Origin of the sequence: Vibrio sp. 1180_3 (assembly GCF_029478545.1) — a bacterium.
Lineage (GTDB): Bacteria > Pseudomonadota > Gammaproteobacteria > Enterobacterales > Vibrionaceae > Vibrio > Vibrio aestuarianus.
This window is the reverse complement of sequence record NZ_SJFM01000024.1, coordinates 1-13,706: the sequence shown is the minus strand read 5'-3', so window position 1 is coordinate 13,706 and position 13,706 is coordinate 1. Positions and strand designations below refer to the sequence as shown.

Annotated in this window: 13 protein-coding genes, 1 tRNA gene and 1 rRNA gene; 6 read left to right on the top strand and 9 right to left on the bottom strand. The window is 43.9% G+C overall.

From position 1 onward, the window contains the following. The first annotated feature begins 1 nt into the window (after window position 1). On the top strand, window positions 2-607 hold the full coding sequence (locus tag EYW48_RS14500; protein ID WP_053311412.1) for a DTW domain-containing protein: 606 nt from the start codon (window positions 2-4) through the stop codon (window positions 605-607). On the opposite strand, the gene yigB is transcribed toward EYW48_RS14500, so the two are convergent. From yigB to EYW48_RS14470, 6 genes are read right to left on the bottom strand one after another with little or no spacing between them, the layout of a single operon-like run. Continuing rightward, entirely contained in the window at window positions 593-1,306 is a 714-nt protein-coding gene (gene yigB, locus EYW48_RS14495; RefSeq protein WP_171980602.1) for a 5-amino-6-(5-phospho-D-ribitylamino)uracil phosphatase YigB, read from the bottom strand. The two genes, EYW48_RS14500 and yigB, sit on opposite strands and share 15 nt — an antisense overlap. 3 nt (window positions 1,307-1,309) lie before the next feature. After that, window positions 1,310-2,242: a tyrosine recombinase XerC gene (xerC, locus tag EYW48_RS14490; RefSeq protein WP_053311410.1), complete on the bottom strand. Its 933-nt coding sequence runs from the start codon at window positions 2,240-2,242 to the stop codon at window positions 1,310-1,312. Beyond that, the gene (locus EYW48_RS14485; protein WP_171980600.1) at window positions 2,214-2,918 is read right to left on the bottom strand and encodes a DUF484 family protein; all 705 of its coding nucleotides are present in this window, start codon (window positions 2,916-2,918) and stop codon (window positions 2,214-2,216) included. Before EYW48_RS14485 ends, xerC begins: the two co-directional genes overlap by 29 nt. Before the next feature lie 14 nt (window positions 2,919-2,932). Continuing rightward, window positions 2,933-3,763, bottom strand: a complete 831-nt coding sequence (dapF, locus tag EYW48_RS14480; RefSeq protein ID WP_053311408.1) for a diaminopimelate epimerase — start codon at window positions 3,761-3,763, stop codon at window positions 2,933-2,935. 11 nt (window positions 3,764-3,774) lie between these two features. Further along, window positions 3,775-5,028 (bottom strand): diaminopimelate decarboxylase, encoded by a 1,254-nt coding sequence (gene lysA, locus EYW48_RS14475; protein ID WP_168523778.1) that lies wholly within the window; start codon window positions 5,026-5,028, stop codon window positions 3,775-3,777. Between the two features lie 29 nt (window positions 5,029-5,057). Continuing rightward, the gene (locus EYW48_RS14470; RefSeq protein WP_168523780.1) at window positions 5,058-5,273 is read right to left on the bottom strand and encodes a lipoprotein; all 216 of its coding nucleotides are present in this window, start codon (window positions 5,271-5,273) and stop codon (window positions 5,058-5,060) included. Between EYW48_RS14470 and cyaY the strand changes: the two genes are divergently transcribed. Continuing rightward, window positions 5,253-5,567, top strand: a complete 315-nt coding sequence (gene cyaY, locus EYW48_RS14465; protein ID WP_053311406.1) for an iron donor protein CyaY — start codon at window positions 5,253-5,255, stop codon at window positions 5,565-5,567. The genes EYW48_RS14470 and cyaY overlap by 21 nt on opposite strands. Before the next feature lie 104 nt (window positions 5,568-5,671). Here the strand turns inward: cyaY and EYW48_RS14460 are convergent, their stop codons facing one another. Then, on the bottom strand, window positions 5,672-8,200 hold the full coding sequence (locus EYW48_RS14460) for a class I adenylate cyclase (RefSeq protein ID WP_053311405.1): 2,529 nt from the start codon (window positions 8,198-8,200) through the stop codon (window positions 5,672-5,674). Between the two features lie 350 nt (window positions 8,201-8,550). Between EYW48_RS14460 and hemC the strand changes: the two genes are divergently transcribed. The 4 genes from hemC to EYW48_RS14440 are packed head-to-tail and all read left to right on the top strand — an operon-like array spanning window position 8,551 to window position 12,618. Then, a complete protein-coding gene (hemC, locus tag EYW48_RS14455) occupies window positions 8,551-9,489 on the top strand; it encodes a hydroxymethylbilane synthase (protein WP_053311404.1) in 939 nt (312 codons plus the stop codon). Window positions 9,490-9,492: 3 nt separating this feature from the next. Continuing rightward, complete coding sequence (locus tag EYW48_RS14450; RefSeq protein ID WP_176246097.1) at window positions 9,493-10,248, top strand: uroporphyrinogen-III synthase; 756 nt, start codon at window positions 9,493-9,495, stop codon at window positions 10,246-10,248. Then, window positions 10,238-11,431 (top strand): uroporphyrinogen-III C-methyltransferase, encoded by a 1,194-nt coding sequence (locus EYW48_RS14445; protein ID WP_277432588.1) that lies wholly within the window; start codon window positions 10,238-10,240, stop codon window positions 11,429-11,431. The genes EYW48_RS14450 and EYW48_RS14445 overlap by 11 nt, the downstream gene beginning before the upstream one ends. Then, complete coding sequence (locus tag EYW48_RS14440; protein ID WP_274694611.1) at window positions 11,431-12,618, top strand: heme biosynthesis protein HemY; 1,188 nt, start codon at window positions 11,431-11,433, stop codon at window positions 12,616-12,618. The genes EYW48_RS14445 and EYW48_RS14440 overlap by 1 nt, the downstream gene beginning before the upstream one ends. A 683-nt stretch (window positions 12,619-13,301) precedes the next feature. Here EYW48_RS14440 and EYW48_RS14435 read toward each other — a convergent pair. Continuing rightward, window positions 13,302-13,392: transfer RNA gene (locus tag EYW48_RS14435), tRNA-Ser, on the bottom strand. A 103-nt stretch (window positions 13,393-13,495) separates the two neighbouring features. Continuing rightward, window positions 13,496-13,611: ribosomal RNA gene (gene rrf, locus EYW48_RS14430) — 5S ribosomal RNA — on the bottom strand. Between the last annotated feature and the right edge of the window lie 95 nt (window positions 13,612-13,706).

Genomic DNA, 13,706 nt, shown 5'->3' with positions numbered 1-13,706 from the left:
AATGAATTCCCAATTACCCTGTTCGCGCTGCGGTTTCGTGCATCAATGTGTTTGCCAAGCTTATCCGAGACTCGATAGTAAGCTACGCGTTGCATTATTGATGCATGAAAATGAACAACGCAGAGCAACCAATACTGGCAAGCTACTCTTGTGCAGCTTGCCGCAGGCTTCAGTGCATGTGTGGAGCCGTGTATCGCCCGCAGAGTCATTACAAATACTCATTGAAAGCGAACGACTCACGCCTGTGCTCATCTTCCCATCACCATACAGCAAACCACTCGACGAACAACAATGTCAGTCTTCGGCAAACATTGAAAACACATTGTTTATTATTCTTGATGGCACCTGGCAAGAAGCGAAGAAGATGATCAATAAAAGCCCTTGGTTGTCAGCATTACCACACGTACACCTCACGCCTCATCACCAGTCACTCTACACATTAAGGCGTAACCAAAGTGAAGGAAATTTATGTACTTTGGAAGTGGGGCTTGAACTGCTTAACCATATCAATGAAACAACGAATGCTGACACACTAAGAGATTTTTTTGCTTACTACATGAAGGTTTATCAGGCCGACAAAAGCGGCCATGCATTAAAGCAGCAGTAACGAACTCAATTGGTTGATTTCAATATCCGGTAAGATTTTTGCCTTGCGGTTGGCAAGCAAGGTATTGCCTTGGTCATTGTACCAACAGGCTTGAAAACCATTGCATTTCGCGCCTTGCACATCAGTCACTAAATGATCACCGACGTGCAAAATTGAGTTTGCTGGCAATGCCAAATGGATACGCGCTTTATCAAACAATTCAGGATGAGGCTTGGCAAAACCATCCGGCCCAGCTTTTAAAATCACTTCGAAATAGTCACCCAAACCGATACGGTGCGGATCCACATTACCATTGGTGATCGCGACTAGCGGCATACGCTTAACTAACTCCGTCATCACGCGGTGAGTCTCTTGCGGCACCGCCACAAGGTTTCGCAAGCGTAATACTTCTTCAATCGCAGCATTTGCCGCCTCAAGCGCTTGTTCCACACTGTAACCTAGCTCAATCAAACCTTGTTCAATCTGCTTAAAACGCCATTGAGTAACATCATGGTGCAGCAAAGGTTGCTGTTGAACTAAGCGCAATTTGAGTTGCTGCCACCATGCTAAAGAACGTGTGGCCGACAGCGGATGATGACTATGTAGCCATAACACCATTTGCTGCTCGACGTGGCGTATCACTGGACGGTTATCATAGAGCGTGTCATCTAAATCAAAGCTCATTGCTTTAATTGGCCCAATACTGCGATAAAAATGCATGAGTTACTCGTCTTGTTTCTTTTTTCTTGCTCTGGGGTGCGCTTGGTCATACGCTTGAGCAAGATGTTGAAAATCCAAATGCGTGTATATTTGTGTGGTCGAGATATTTTCATGGCCAAGCAGCTCTTGCACCGCACGAAGATTATTGCTTGATTCCAGCATATGAGTCGCAAACGAGTGACGTAACTTATGCGGGCTGATATGACTAGATACCGCCTGTTTCTGTCCCCACTCCGCCATACGCTTTTGTACATTGCGGTGAGAGATTCTGACACCTAGCTTAGAAACAAACAGCGCTTTTTCATCGCTATTAGCCAACTGAGCTCGTAACTTTAGCCACTTCGCGACCCACTCTTTTGCTTTGCCAGCAAATGGAGCTTTACGCTCTTTGTCACCTTTACCGACTACTCGAATTTCACCTTGGCTAAGGTTAATGTCTTTGACATTAATACTCACCAATTCAGCTAAACGCAAGCCAGCCCCGTACATCAGCTCCATCATGGCGCGATCACGCACTGACAGCGGATCATCAGCATTCACTTCCAAAAGTTGTGCAACTTCATCGACATCTAAGTTTTTCGGTAATGGACGCTTTTTGCGCGGGGCCGATACACCTTTAGCCGGGTTAGCAGTGATCTCTCCACGTAAAATCAAAAAATCAAAAAAGCTGCGTAATGAAGATAAACGCGTCGCCAAACTACTGGCCTTCATACCTTCTCGCATGCCTTTACTGGCTAATTGGCGCACCCAAGCTGCATCAACCTGCTGCCAATTTTTTAGCCCCATTTGCATTAGGTGCTGCGCCATCGTTTCAAGTTGCTGCTTGTAATTACGTTGCGTGTGCAAGCTCAGCCCTTTCTCACTTCGTAGATATTCATAGAAGCGATTCAAGGGCTGCTGCAAGCCGTTAGACAGAGGTATGACTGATTCGCTCATGCTCAATAGGCTGCCAAGGTAGAGTATCAATTAGGTGAGATAAAACTAACGCCAAGTGACGCAGGAAAAGCGTATCCATACTCGGTTGGAAATGACCGCCATCTTCACTGGCGAAAGCCAAAATACCTTGCGGTGACGCTTTGGTTAATGGTAGTACCACATAAGAACCCATTTCTGGTGCTAGCGTTTCATCACCAAATAACGCTTGGCGATCAACCTTTCTCATCCGGCCCAAATACGCCGCCTTACCGTTGAAATGGTTGGTTGAAAAACGCTGCCATTGTTCCTGTGTGATTTGGTAATCCGCTTTAGGAGAAGCCAGTAAACGCACATAAGCTAACAAGCCTAATGCTTGCGCTTTATTTTCAATCGCTTTTACCACTTGCGTCATATCGCTGCATTTTAGGATCTGCTCTTGAAGATCCATAAATTCATGAAAAGTGCGGTCATTATTGGCCGCTAGAGACATAAAAGCGGTGATCTCTTCTTCTAATTCTTCGATACGCTGACGCTGACGATTAAGCTGCACATGCACCAAAGAGACTGCACCTTGCTGATGGTGCGGTAAAGAAAGTCGATCAACCAACTCTGAACGATGGAGGAAAAAATCAGGGTGATCCCGTAAGTACTCCGCTACGATTTCAGCTGTAAGTACATCCGCTTCAACTTGCGACAAAACAATTCCTTAACTTAACAAGACACTTGGCCATCAAACACATGGGTTGCAGGCCCCGTCATATATAGCGGCTTGCCTGGACCTTGCCACTGAATATGCAATGAACCACCCGGTAGGTGTACCTTGACCTCTTCAGCTAATAACCCTTGAACAATACCTACCGCCACAGCACCACACGCACCACTACCACAGGCTTGCGTTTCACCCGCGCCGCGCTCATAAACTCGCAGTTTAACTTCATTGCGATTAACAATTTGCATAAAGCCAGCATTCACGCGTTCTGGAAAACGTTCATGAGATTCAAGTAGCGGGCCTAGTGTTTCTACATCAGCAGTAGCAACATCGTCGACCACGGTTACTACGTGCGGATTGCCCATACTCACTGCGCCGCAGAAAATAGTTTTATCTTCTACTCGTATAATATAGGTCTTCTCTGCTTGCTTAGCGCGGAATGGGATTTTATTTGGCTCAAACTCAGGGATCCCCATATTGACGGTGATCTGGTCATCCTCTTCAATATTTAGAATCATCTTGCCTTTTTTGGTCGTCACTCCAATGCTGTATTTATTGGTCAGCCCTTTCATACGAACAAACCGTGCGAAGCAGCGAGCCCCATTACCACACTGTTCAACTTCACTACCATCGGCATTAAAAATACGATAGTGGAAATCACTTTCGGGGTCATAAGGGGCTTCAACCACTAAAAGCTGATCAAAACCCACACCTGTATGACGATCCGCCAAACGGCGGATCAAATCAGGGGAAAAGAAGACGTTTTGTGTAATGCAATCAACAACCATGAAGTCATTACCCAAACCGTGCATTTTAGAAAAATGGAAATGCATAGTGCTTCAATTTACTCCGGCAAAATACTCTCTAATGCCCATAGGCTCGATAGTTCTTCACGCTGGCGAACTAGATGATGCTGTGAACCATCAACCATCACTTCCGCTACGCGAGTACGTGTATTGTAGTTTGAAGACATCACAAAACCATAAGCCCCTGCAGAGCGAACTGCTAACAAATCACCTTCAGCAAGGACTAAAGAACGGTCTTTACCTAAAAAGTCCCCCGTTTCGCAGATAGGCCCAACGAGATCATAGGTTGAAGCTTCACCCTGACGCGGTGCAACAGGAACAATATCTTGCCAAGCTTGGTACAGCGCAGGGCGCATTAAATCATTCATTGCAGCATCAATAATGGCAAAGTTTTTGTGTTCGGTATGTTTGAGAAATTCAACTCGAGTCAGCAGCACGCCCGCATTAGCAGCAATCGCTCGGCCAGGCTCAAAAATCAGTTCTAAATCTTGATGATTTTCTAAACGGGCAAGCAAAGCTTTTGCGTAGTCAGAGGGTTGAGGAGGCAGTTCATCACGATACACAACCCCTAAACCACCACCGACATCTAAATGTTTGATGTTGATGCCTTGGTGCTTAAGGTCATCAATCAATGCCAACAGGCGGTCAGTTGCATCAATGAATGGCGCAATCGCTGTCAATTGAGAACCGATATGGCAATCAATGCCATGTATGCTGAGGTTTTCTAAACTCTGCGCCAAGCGGTAAACATCTGGCGCACGGTCAAACGCAATACCAAATTTATTATCACGTAAACCGGTTGAGATATAAGGGTGAGTTTGCGCATCAACATCAGGGTTAATACGCAGAGAAATCGGCGCTTTCACACCAAGCTCTCCTGCCACTTTATTGAGGCGTTCCAGCTCTGGTTCAGATTCAACATTAAAACATTTAATCTTCAGTTCTAGCGCACGCTTCATTTCCGCTTCGGTTTTACCGACACCCGAAAAGACTACTTTAGATGGGTCACCACCGGCAGCCACAACACGTTCGAGTTCCCCACCCGATACAATATCGAAGCCAGAGCCTAAACGCGCCAAAGTATTCAGCACACCTAAATTCGAGTTTGCTTTTACGGCATAACACACCAAATGTGGGTGCTCACCGACTGACTCATCAAAGGCATGCCAATGACGCTCTAGCGTCGCACGTGAATAGACATACAACGGCGTGCCAAATTGCTCAGCCAAATGAGAGAGTGAGACATTTTCAGCCCAAAGTTGGCCATCGTCCTGATAATTGAAGTAATCCAAAATTCGTTTCCCTTAATCTAAATCAACCACTATGGCTGAGGTTGTTCATTCTGCGTCGGTTCATCTGGCATATACAATGGGCCGGTTTGACCACAGCCTGCCAATGCAAGGACTGACAACATAAATAGTGCAGTGATTGATTTTTTCATTTTGCATATCGTGATTATTGATTCAATGCCCCCTATAATCGCACCACAATCAGGAAAAGCAATAGGATAGATAGGATGAACGATACTGAATTTCATCAACAAGTCGATGAGCAGCTCGAAATTATTGAACAAGCTATCGATGATGCTGGCGCAGACATCGATTACGAAACGTCTGGCAATGTCATGACGTTAGAATTTGATGACCGTAGCCAAATCATCATTAACCGCCAAGAGCCGATGCATGAAATCTGGCTTGCGTCTAAATCGGGTGGGTTTCATTTCAAACTGCAAGATGGCCAATGGATCTGCTCAAAAACTGGCTTGGAATTGGTTGCGATGGTCAAACAAGAGTGTGAAAAACACGCTGGTGAAAGTATCGAGTGGCGATGATAAGGTTCTATCTAGTTGAGAGCGCTATCGTTAAATAGGCGTTGGAATCTAAATAAGAAGGAACCAAGTTGCGCTATTTCAACGGTAGCTTGGTTCCATCACTGTTAAGCATTAACCGCTTTAGAAGGGCGAGAGTAAAGAGCTGAATCATTACGATAAGGGACAACATAACTTTCGCCGTCTTCAGGATGTACTATCTGATAATACTGAGGCAAATTGAAGTTAATGAACTTAGCCGACAGCTTGTTATCATCTAGCACTGAAGTATAGAAACCATTTACGCTGGCAATCATCTCATCTTTTTCACCACTAAACTGGTGATACACTTCAATTTGATTAGACTCATCTAGTACATAAATGTTGAAGCCTTTGTCAGTATCTTCAAAGAAGAACTGCACCAAACCTTCGCTGGCAAAACCATCAACCACTTCAGGGAGCTGATAATCTTGATCGCGATCGAGCATTAACAGTGGTGAGCCTTTCAGCTTGTTGGTTGAAATACTGCGATAAAAATCGACCGAGTTTTCTAATTTCTGTACCGATACACCGCGACGTTCGAAGAACAAACCATACATTTGGTCCCCAATGCGCAATGCTTTAAAACGACGACGTTTTTCTTGCTCAACTGGTTTTAAGCGTAACTCAATGCATTCTGCGAGCAATTGGTACACCATATTACGCATCACGCCACGTAAGTTTTTACTGTAACAAAAAACATCAACAGATTCCGGTGGAAGTGCATCTTGGTGCATTTTTCCAAGCACCGTTTTCAATGCATCAAGCATTGCGGTTTCACCAGTAAAATGCAGCGTACGCACTTCGTGCCATGAATTGCGATACACTAAATCAACACTGCCCACTAAACTTTTTTGTTCTGAGCCGAAGCTGAAAATATCAATATTTTTCAAATCAACTTTTAACGACTTACCACTCAATTCTGCGGTTGGATCATTTTCAAAGTTAATAAACATTGCCAATTGGCTTATTTCACAAGGGCTAGCCAACGCTTGCATCGTTGGACGACGTTTGCGTAACGAAAAGGTATTACGTAAATCGCTGACCATTTGGTAGAACTTGTCTATATCCAAATGAGCATCACGCACCACGGAATGCAAACGTGTCGACTCGGTGATCAAACCATTAAAAAATGCCCAAGAAACCAACTTACTCAAGTATTCATTATGCTCTAAAAAAGGCTGACCAATAAGGCGATGAGCAACTAATGGCTGCTTGTAGAGATACCAACCAGCTTTGTTAGTTCGGCCTTCACGAACCTCAATGAAGGAGAGGTCTGGCTCATGGAGATCTGGAGAAATTTGTGGGTTCAGCAGCGTAACCTTACCCGGCAATACTTCGAATACCGCATACAATTTACGCGCTAAAATAGAGATATCTTGTGGACTGATAGCAGAAGTAATGTCATTGCGGCGTGCAAACTGAATCAAGTTTCGATAACTCAGCATTAAGGCATCAAGCAGAGCATGGTGCACTACTTTAACTTGTGCGACTTTCCAGTTGCGGCGGTTATCTAACTCTTGTACCACCGACTCAGACCAATTCCATTGTTTAATCATGTGACCTAGCGCTTCACGACGCCATGCCACAGAACCGATACCCGGCTCACGCGATAATTTTTCATGTGTTTTGAGATAAAAACAGCGACGGACTAAATCAAGACGAGCGGAGTCACCAATGCGTTCGAGGTAACGCGTCACTTTTTCGAGCATCAAATAGTAGGCATCCATGCTATAAAGATCAGGCTCGTGAGCGAAAAAACGGCGTTTGGTATCAATACTAAGTAATTGAGTATGTGGGTACTCCCACGAATACGCCTCAAGCAAAATAGCTTTCAGTACCGACTTGTAGGGCGAGTCGATACTTTTATACAGTTGCCAAAGATTAGCGCCGAAATATTCTTCGGCCGGAATGCGATTGAGCTTACCAAAATCAATCCATTCTTCGCAGTTAATGTAAGCTTTACTACACAACTGATTGACGTATTCGTCGTAGCACTCTTCCATTTCAGGCGGCACAATTTGCCACAGCAAACGCTTACCAGCAAGACGCACAGCCGAGCGATAAAACTCATCCAACAATAAAAGATGCTGCGAAGAGCCACAGTTTTCACCCGTCATTTGCTCGGAGTGATTACTGCGAAAACGCTTTTCATCCATCAAGAAAAAGTTAGCTTCAACCCCTTGGCTTTTCGCCCAATCGGTAATCAATAAGCATTTATTACTTAAGCTTTCACGTTCATCGCAACTCATCTCTGATGAGACACAAACCCAAATATCTAAATCACTGGATGTACTTTGACCGATCGAAGAGGTACTTCCCATCGTATACAAACCAAGAATGGCCGGGGTTTGTGAGGTTTTTAATGATTGACCTAACGTTAGCTCGGTATCTTCAATCAGTTGGCGCTGAACATCATTGAGTTCGAAGTTATGTATGCCATAAGGGACGTTAGCATCGTAATAGCCAGGAATAACCGGGTGATTAAAGTGAAATAAAGCGGGGATAAAATGGAATACACGCTGACTTTGCAAATCCATAAGAGCCAGCGCACGATCAGTTCGTTGCTGGTTAAGATTATCTAATCGTTTGATTAACGTCTTTGTGTAAGCCTGCAAGGTTGATTCCTTGGTTGAAACATTAATAAGCGCCTTGATTATCTTTTATTCTAAAGCGCCGAAAAAACGTGATCAATTTAACACTTTCTTTTGTTTTGGTAAAGTAATCTCGGCGCATATCACACCAAAGCTACCTCTATTGACCACTCTACTTTCACTGACTCGCTACAGTGTCGTTGCTATCTAGACTTTGTAATAATAGCCCATTATATAAAGGAGAGCTAAATCACACTATTTTACCCAATCTATGCTATGTCATTAGCAATTTTTCACTGATGCGATCTAGTAGTAAACCTTTCTAGTATGGGATGGTAGGATTAAGCCCTTCATTTCTTTCATGCGGGATTATCATGAATCACAGTACACCTATTCGAATTGCCACTCGTAAAAGTCCACTCGCCTTATGGCAAGCTTATTATGTTAAAGATGCGCTACAAGCAGCTCATCCCGGCTTAGAGGTGGAATTGGTGACCATGGTAACCAAAGGCGACATCATTTTGGATACGCCTTTAGCTAAAGTTGGCGGTAAAGGGCTTTTTGTTAAAGAACTCGAAGTCGCAATGCTTGAAGGTCGTGCCGACCTTGCCGTTCATTCAATGAAAGATGTCCCCGTCGATTTCCCTGAAGGATTAGGACTAATCACGATATGCGAGCGTGAAGACCCTCGTGATGCCTTTGTTTCCAATGGCTACAACAATATTGATGAATTGCCACAAGGAGCCATCGTGGGGACATGTAGCTTACGTCGCCAATGTCAGATAAAAGAAGCTCGCCCAGACCTAGTCATCAAAGAATTACGTGGCAATGTAGGCACTCGCTTAGGTAAATTAGATGCTGGAGAATACGACGCTATTATTCTTGCTGCCGCCGGTTTGAAACGATTAAAGCTGGAACAACGTATTCGTAGCTTCATCGAACCAGAACAATCACTACCTGCTGTTGGTCAAGGTGCCGTTGGTATTGAATGTCGCATCGATGATCAACGCTTGAAAACACTGCTAGAGCCATTAAACCACAAAGACACGGCAGATCGCGTCTTATGTGAGCGAGCGATGAACTTAACCCTAGAGGGTGGTTGCCAAGTTCCGATTGGTAGCTATGCGCTGCTGGATGGTGACCAACTATGGCTGAGAGCCTTAGTTGGCGAACCTGATGGTTCCAAAATTGTACGTGGTGAAATTAGAGGCCATCGTTCTGATGCTGAAAAACTAGGTATTTCACTGGCAGAGCAACTCCTTAATGAAGGAGCTCGAGAAATTCTCACCAAACTCTACTGCGAGCACGAATAAATCATGGCAGTGCTGGTCACTCGTCCTGAAATTCAAGGGCTTGAACTATGCCAACAGCTCGCGGAGGTCGGCATTTCTGCCATACACCATCCGCTTATTCAAATTCAAGCGGGAGTTGATCTCCCACTTTTACTGCCAGACATTCACAACTGCGACATCATTATCGCGGTCAGCCAACATGCAGTCACATTTAGCCACCAATTTTTGCAAGATCACAGATCTTTTTGGCCAAATGAAGCAAGATACCTTGCCGTTGGTCAAAAAACTGCACATGTTTTAAGCAAACTAAGCCAACAAAAAGTACACTACCCCGCGGTGAGTGATAGTGAGCATCTCATCGAAATGCCGCTATTACAGTCAATATCAGGTCTTAAGATCATGATTTTACGTGGTAATGGTGGAAGAGAACTGCTCCACAATACGTTGACTGAGCGTGGTGCAAAGGTGACCTATAAAGAAGTGTATCAGCGCACTATGCTGGCTTTCTCGGCCAACCAACACGCTCAAATTTGGCAACAGCAAAATGTTCACCAATTAGTCGTAACCAGTGGTGAACAGTTAGAGTTTTTGGTTACTCAAATGTCTGAAATTGCATTGCCATGGTTATTTAATTTACATCTTTTTGTCCCCAGTGAGCGCATTCGACAAGCGGCACTACTCATGGGGTTTAGTTGTGTCACTAACGTAAAAAGCGCATCCAATACCGAACTCGTGGCTACTCTTAGCCAACATAAACAGGACTCTAAGCATGACAAGTAAAAATAAGAACCCGCATATTGAACCTGAAGATAAACTAACCTCATCAGCATCTTCTTCTTCTCCAGACAAAGATGCGGCCACTAATGTTGACTCATCCAAAGTAGAAACATCGCCTCCTCTTACTAGCTCTCAACCGACACAAAATGAAGAGAAACAGGGCAAGCGAGGAGTGAAACTGGCCGCTGTTGCCATTGTTCTATCGGTTATTTTTAGCGGTGGCATTGTCTTTCAAATGCAGCAGAAAGACGCCTTCTATCAAGCAGAAATTGCAGCGTTAAAAACACAACTGACCCAGACTCAACGCAATGTAGAAACTGAACTCAACCAAGTAAAGCAAGACACTATAGCTAAAGCGGCAGAAGCGACCCATAAAGCAGAAGTTTCTTTGGCTCAACAACAAAAAAGTATTGAGAGCTTACAGTTGGCTGTCGCTGATATTAAAGGTCGTCGTCCTAATGATTGGCTACTTGCCGAAGCAGACTACTTGGTCAAGCTGGCTGGACGTAAACTATTTCTAGAGCATGATGTTGTCAGCGCAACCCAACTAATGGAAAGTGCAGACCAACGTATTGCGGCATTAAATGACCCTAGTTTGGTTCCTTTGCGTAAAGCGATGGCTAATGACATCACGAAACTGAAAGTTATACCTCTTGTTGACCGAGAAGGGTTAGTTTTACGTTTGACTAGCTTGCAACAACAAGTCGATGCACTACCTCTAGCGAACGCCATTTTGCCTGAAGCACAACAAGAACCAGTCGCTCACGTCTCAGAAAACATCAATGATTGGCAAAATAACCTGCTGACTTCCCTCAAAGAGTTCTCGGAAAACTTTATTACCTTCCGAACTCGTGATGGCAACGTCGTGCCTTTGCTGTCACCACAACAGCACTTTTATTTAAAAGAAAATCTAAAAGCCAAATTAGAGACAGCAATCAAAGCGGTCTACGTCGAACAGCAAGAGATCTATACCACAGCATTAACCACCGCAGACAAATGGTCAGCCGCTTTCTTTAACCAAAATGACAACGCCGTCAAACAGTTCAACGATACGGTATTGCAACTAAGTAAGCAGAACATACAAGTTGAATACCCTGTAAAATTTGAAACTCAAAACAAACTGGCAGATATCATCACTGAACGTCTGCGCCGTGAAGTTTCATCCGTCATTACGGAGGAAAAATAATGTTTCGTATCATTTTCCTCTTTGCGATTTTAGGGGCGGGTCTATTTGTTGGTACTCAATACTCAGGTCAGCAAGGTTATGTGCTCATCTCTATTGCGAACAAAACTATAGAGATGAGCGTCACAACTTTAGTTATCTTCATAATCGCAGCTTTAGCTGGGTTATTCGGTCTAGAATACCTATTGAAAAAAGCGATGTACGCAAGCTCAACAACTTGGAATTGGTTCAGCGTGCGTAAACTGAAACGCTCTCGTCGTTATACTAATCAAGGCATCATAAAACTTCTTGAAGGTGACTGGAAACAAGCAGAGAAAAAAGTCACTCGCTGGGCTAACCACCATGATATGCCTTTACTCTGCTATCTTGTTGCCTCTGAAGCAGCGCATGGTATGGGTGACACCGCTAAGCGTGATCACTATTTAAACTTAGCCAGTCAGCAAGAAAACTCAAGCCTCGCTGTCGAACTCACCCGAGCAAAACAGCAAGTTAGGCAAGAAGAATACGATAAAGCACTCGTAACCTTGGCGGCGCTAGAAGAACAGCATGCTAACAATACGATTGTGCTTAATCTCCTAAAAACGACGTACCTGAACCTCCATCAATGGCAGCCGCTTCTCACTTTGCTGCCAAAACTTCATAAAGCGAAACAATTAGACGATCAAGAATTAGCTCTGCTCACCCAAAAAGCACAAGCAGGATTAATGTCAGATATCGCTCAACAGCAAGGCAGTGAAGGGTTGATCAATTACTGGAATAAACTTCCGAGAAAAACCAAAGCTGAACCCAACTTAACTCAGTGCTTTGTTAAACTGCTGATTCAAAGAAAAGCCGATTCAGAAGCCTATACCATCATCAAAGAAACCCTAAAGAAACACCCATCGTCAGAAATGTATGCATTACTGGCAGAGCTGAACTTGCTTGATAGTCATCCTGCTATATTGCTTCTGCAAGAAGCCATTAGGAAAGATGGTAATAATGCAGAAGCTCATAGCTCTCTCGCTCAATTTTATATGCGCGAACAAAAATGGTCACAAGCACAAGAGCACCTAGAAAAAGCCTTGTCTATCCGAACCAATATTTCTGATTACGCCTACCTTGCTGATAGTTTAGAGAAACAAAACTACCCGAAAGCGGCAGCAGAAGTTTCTCGCAAAGCGTTAAGCTTACTGAAACCTGAGCAGGCTTAATTCATTTAAGCAGAGCGAAACTGAAAGCCGATGCCAAAGCATCGGCTTTTTTATATCAATCACTTTAAGTAAGAGTAATCTAAGTAAAACATAATCTGATTAAGGTTATTCAATGTGCGGATTTATATGCAGCAAACCACCCCAAAATATCGACATCAAAAAGCTTACTAGTCAGCAAAAATCCATTCAGATGAGAGAGATTGCTGGCCCTTGCTCATTTCAAAGGTAGACGCTCTCGCACTCAAATCGCTAAATTTCTAAAGGTGAGCGGTAGCAGTGTCAATAAGTGGGTTCAAACCTTTCAGGAAGAAGGCTTGGCAGGACTGTTGGGAAAGCCAAGAACCGGAAGGGCACCGTTTTTAACTTCTGTTCAAAGAAAACAATGGAGCCAACGAATCAAAGACAAAGCTCATAATACACAAGGTGTACGACTGACTGATGCGCTTAGATCGTGCAAGAATTTGGCAAGCAATGCCACCCAGACTCCATCTATTATCTGCCCGACTATATGGGCTTTTCACGGATAACTCCCGCTCTAAACACCCTAAGTAATCTCAGGAAATACTGGACGATTTTAAAAAATTCAAATTCGAAACGATCCTTGATACCTATATATGGACCCTTTCTTATTGCAGAATCAAAAAAGCAAAAAGCCCGCTGATATTCAGCGGGCTTTTTAATAGTGGCGGAGAGATAGGGATTTGAACCCTAGAACCGCTATTAACGGTTGCCGGTTTTCAAGACCGGTGCTTTCGACCACTCAGCCATCTCTCCACAAATTGTTACCGAAATTTAGTCTTATATTAAAAATGCTATATTTCAGTGTTATTTTCAGATGATTTTCTTGAAGAAAATAAAATCTGAAAACGTTTATCAAGCCTGGCGATGTCCTACTCTCACATGGGGAAGCCCCACACTACCATCGGCGCTATTGCGTTTCACTTCTGAGTTCGGCATGGAGTCAGGTGGGTCCGCAACGCTATGGTCGCCAAGCAAATTCTTAAATTCGGAAAGCTGTCTTCGTTCTTCACATTCAATGTTCTTTAATTGAGCCCACAAAACCCCTTCGGTGTTGTATGGTTAAGCCT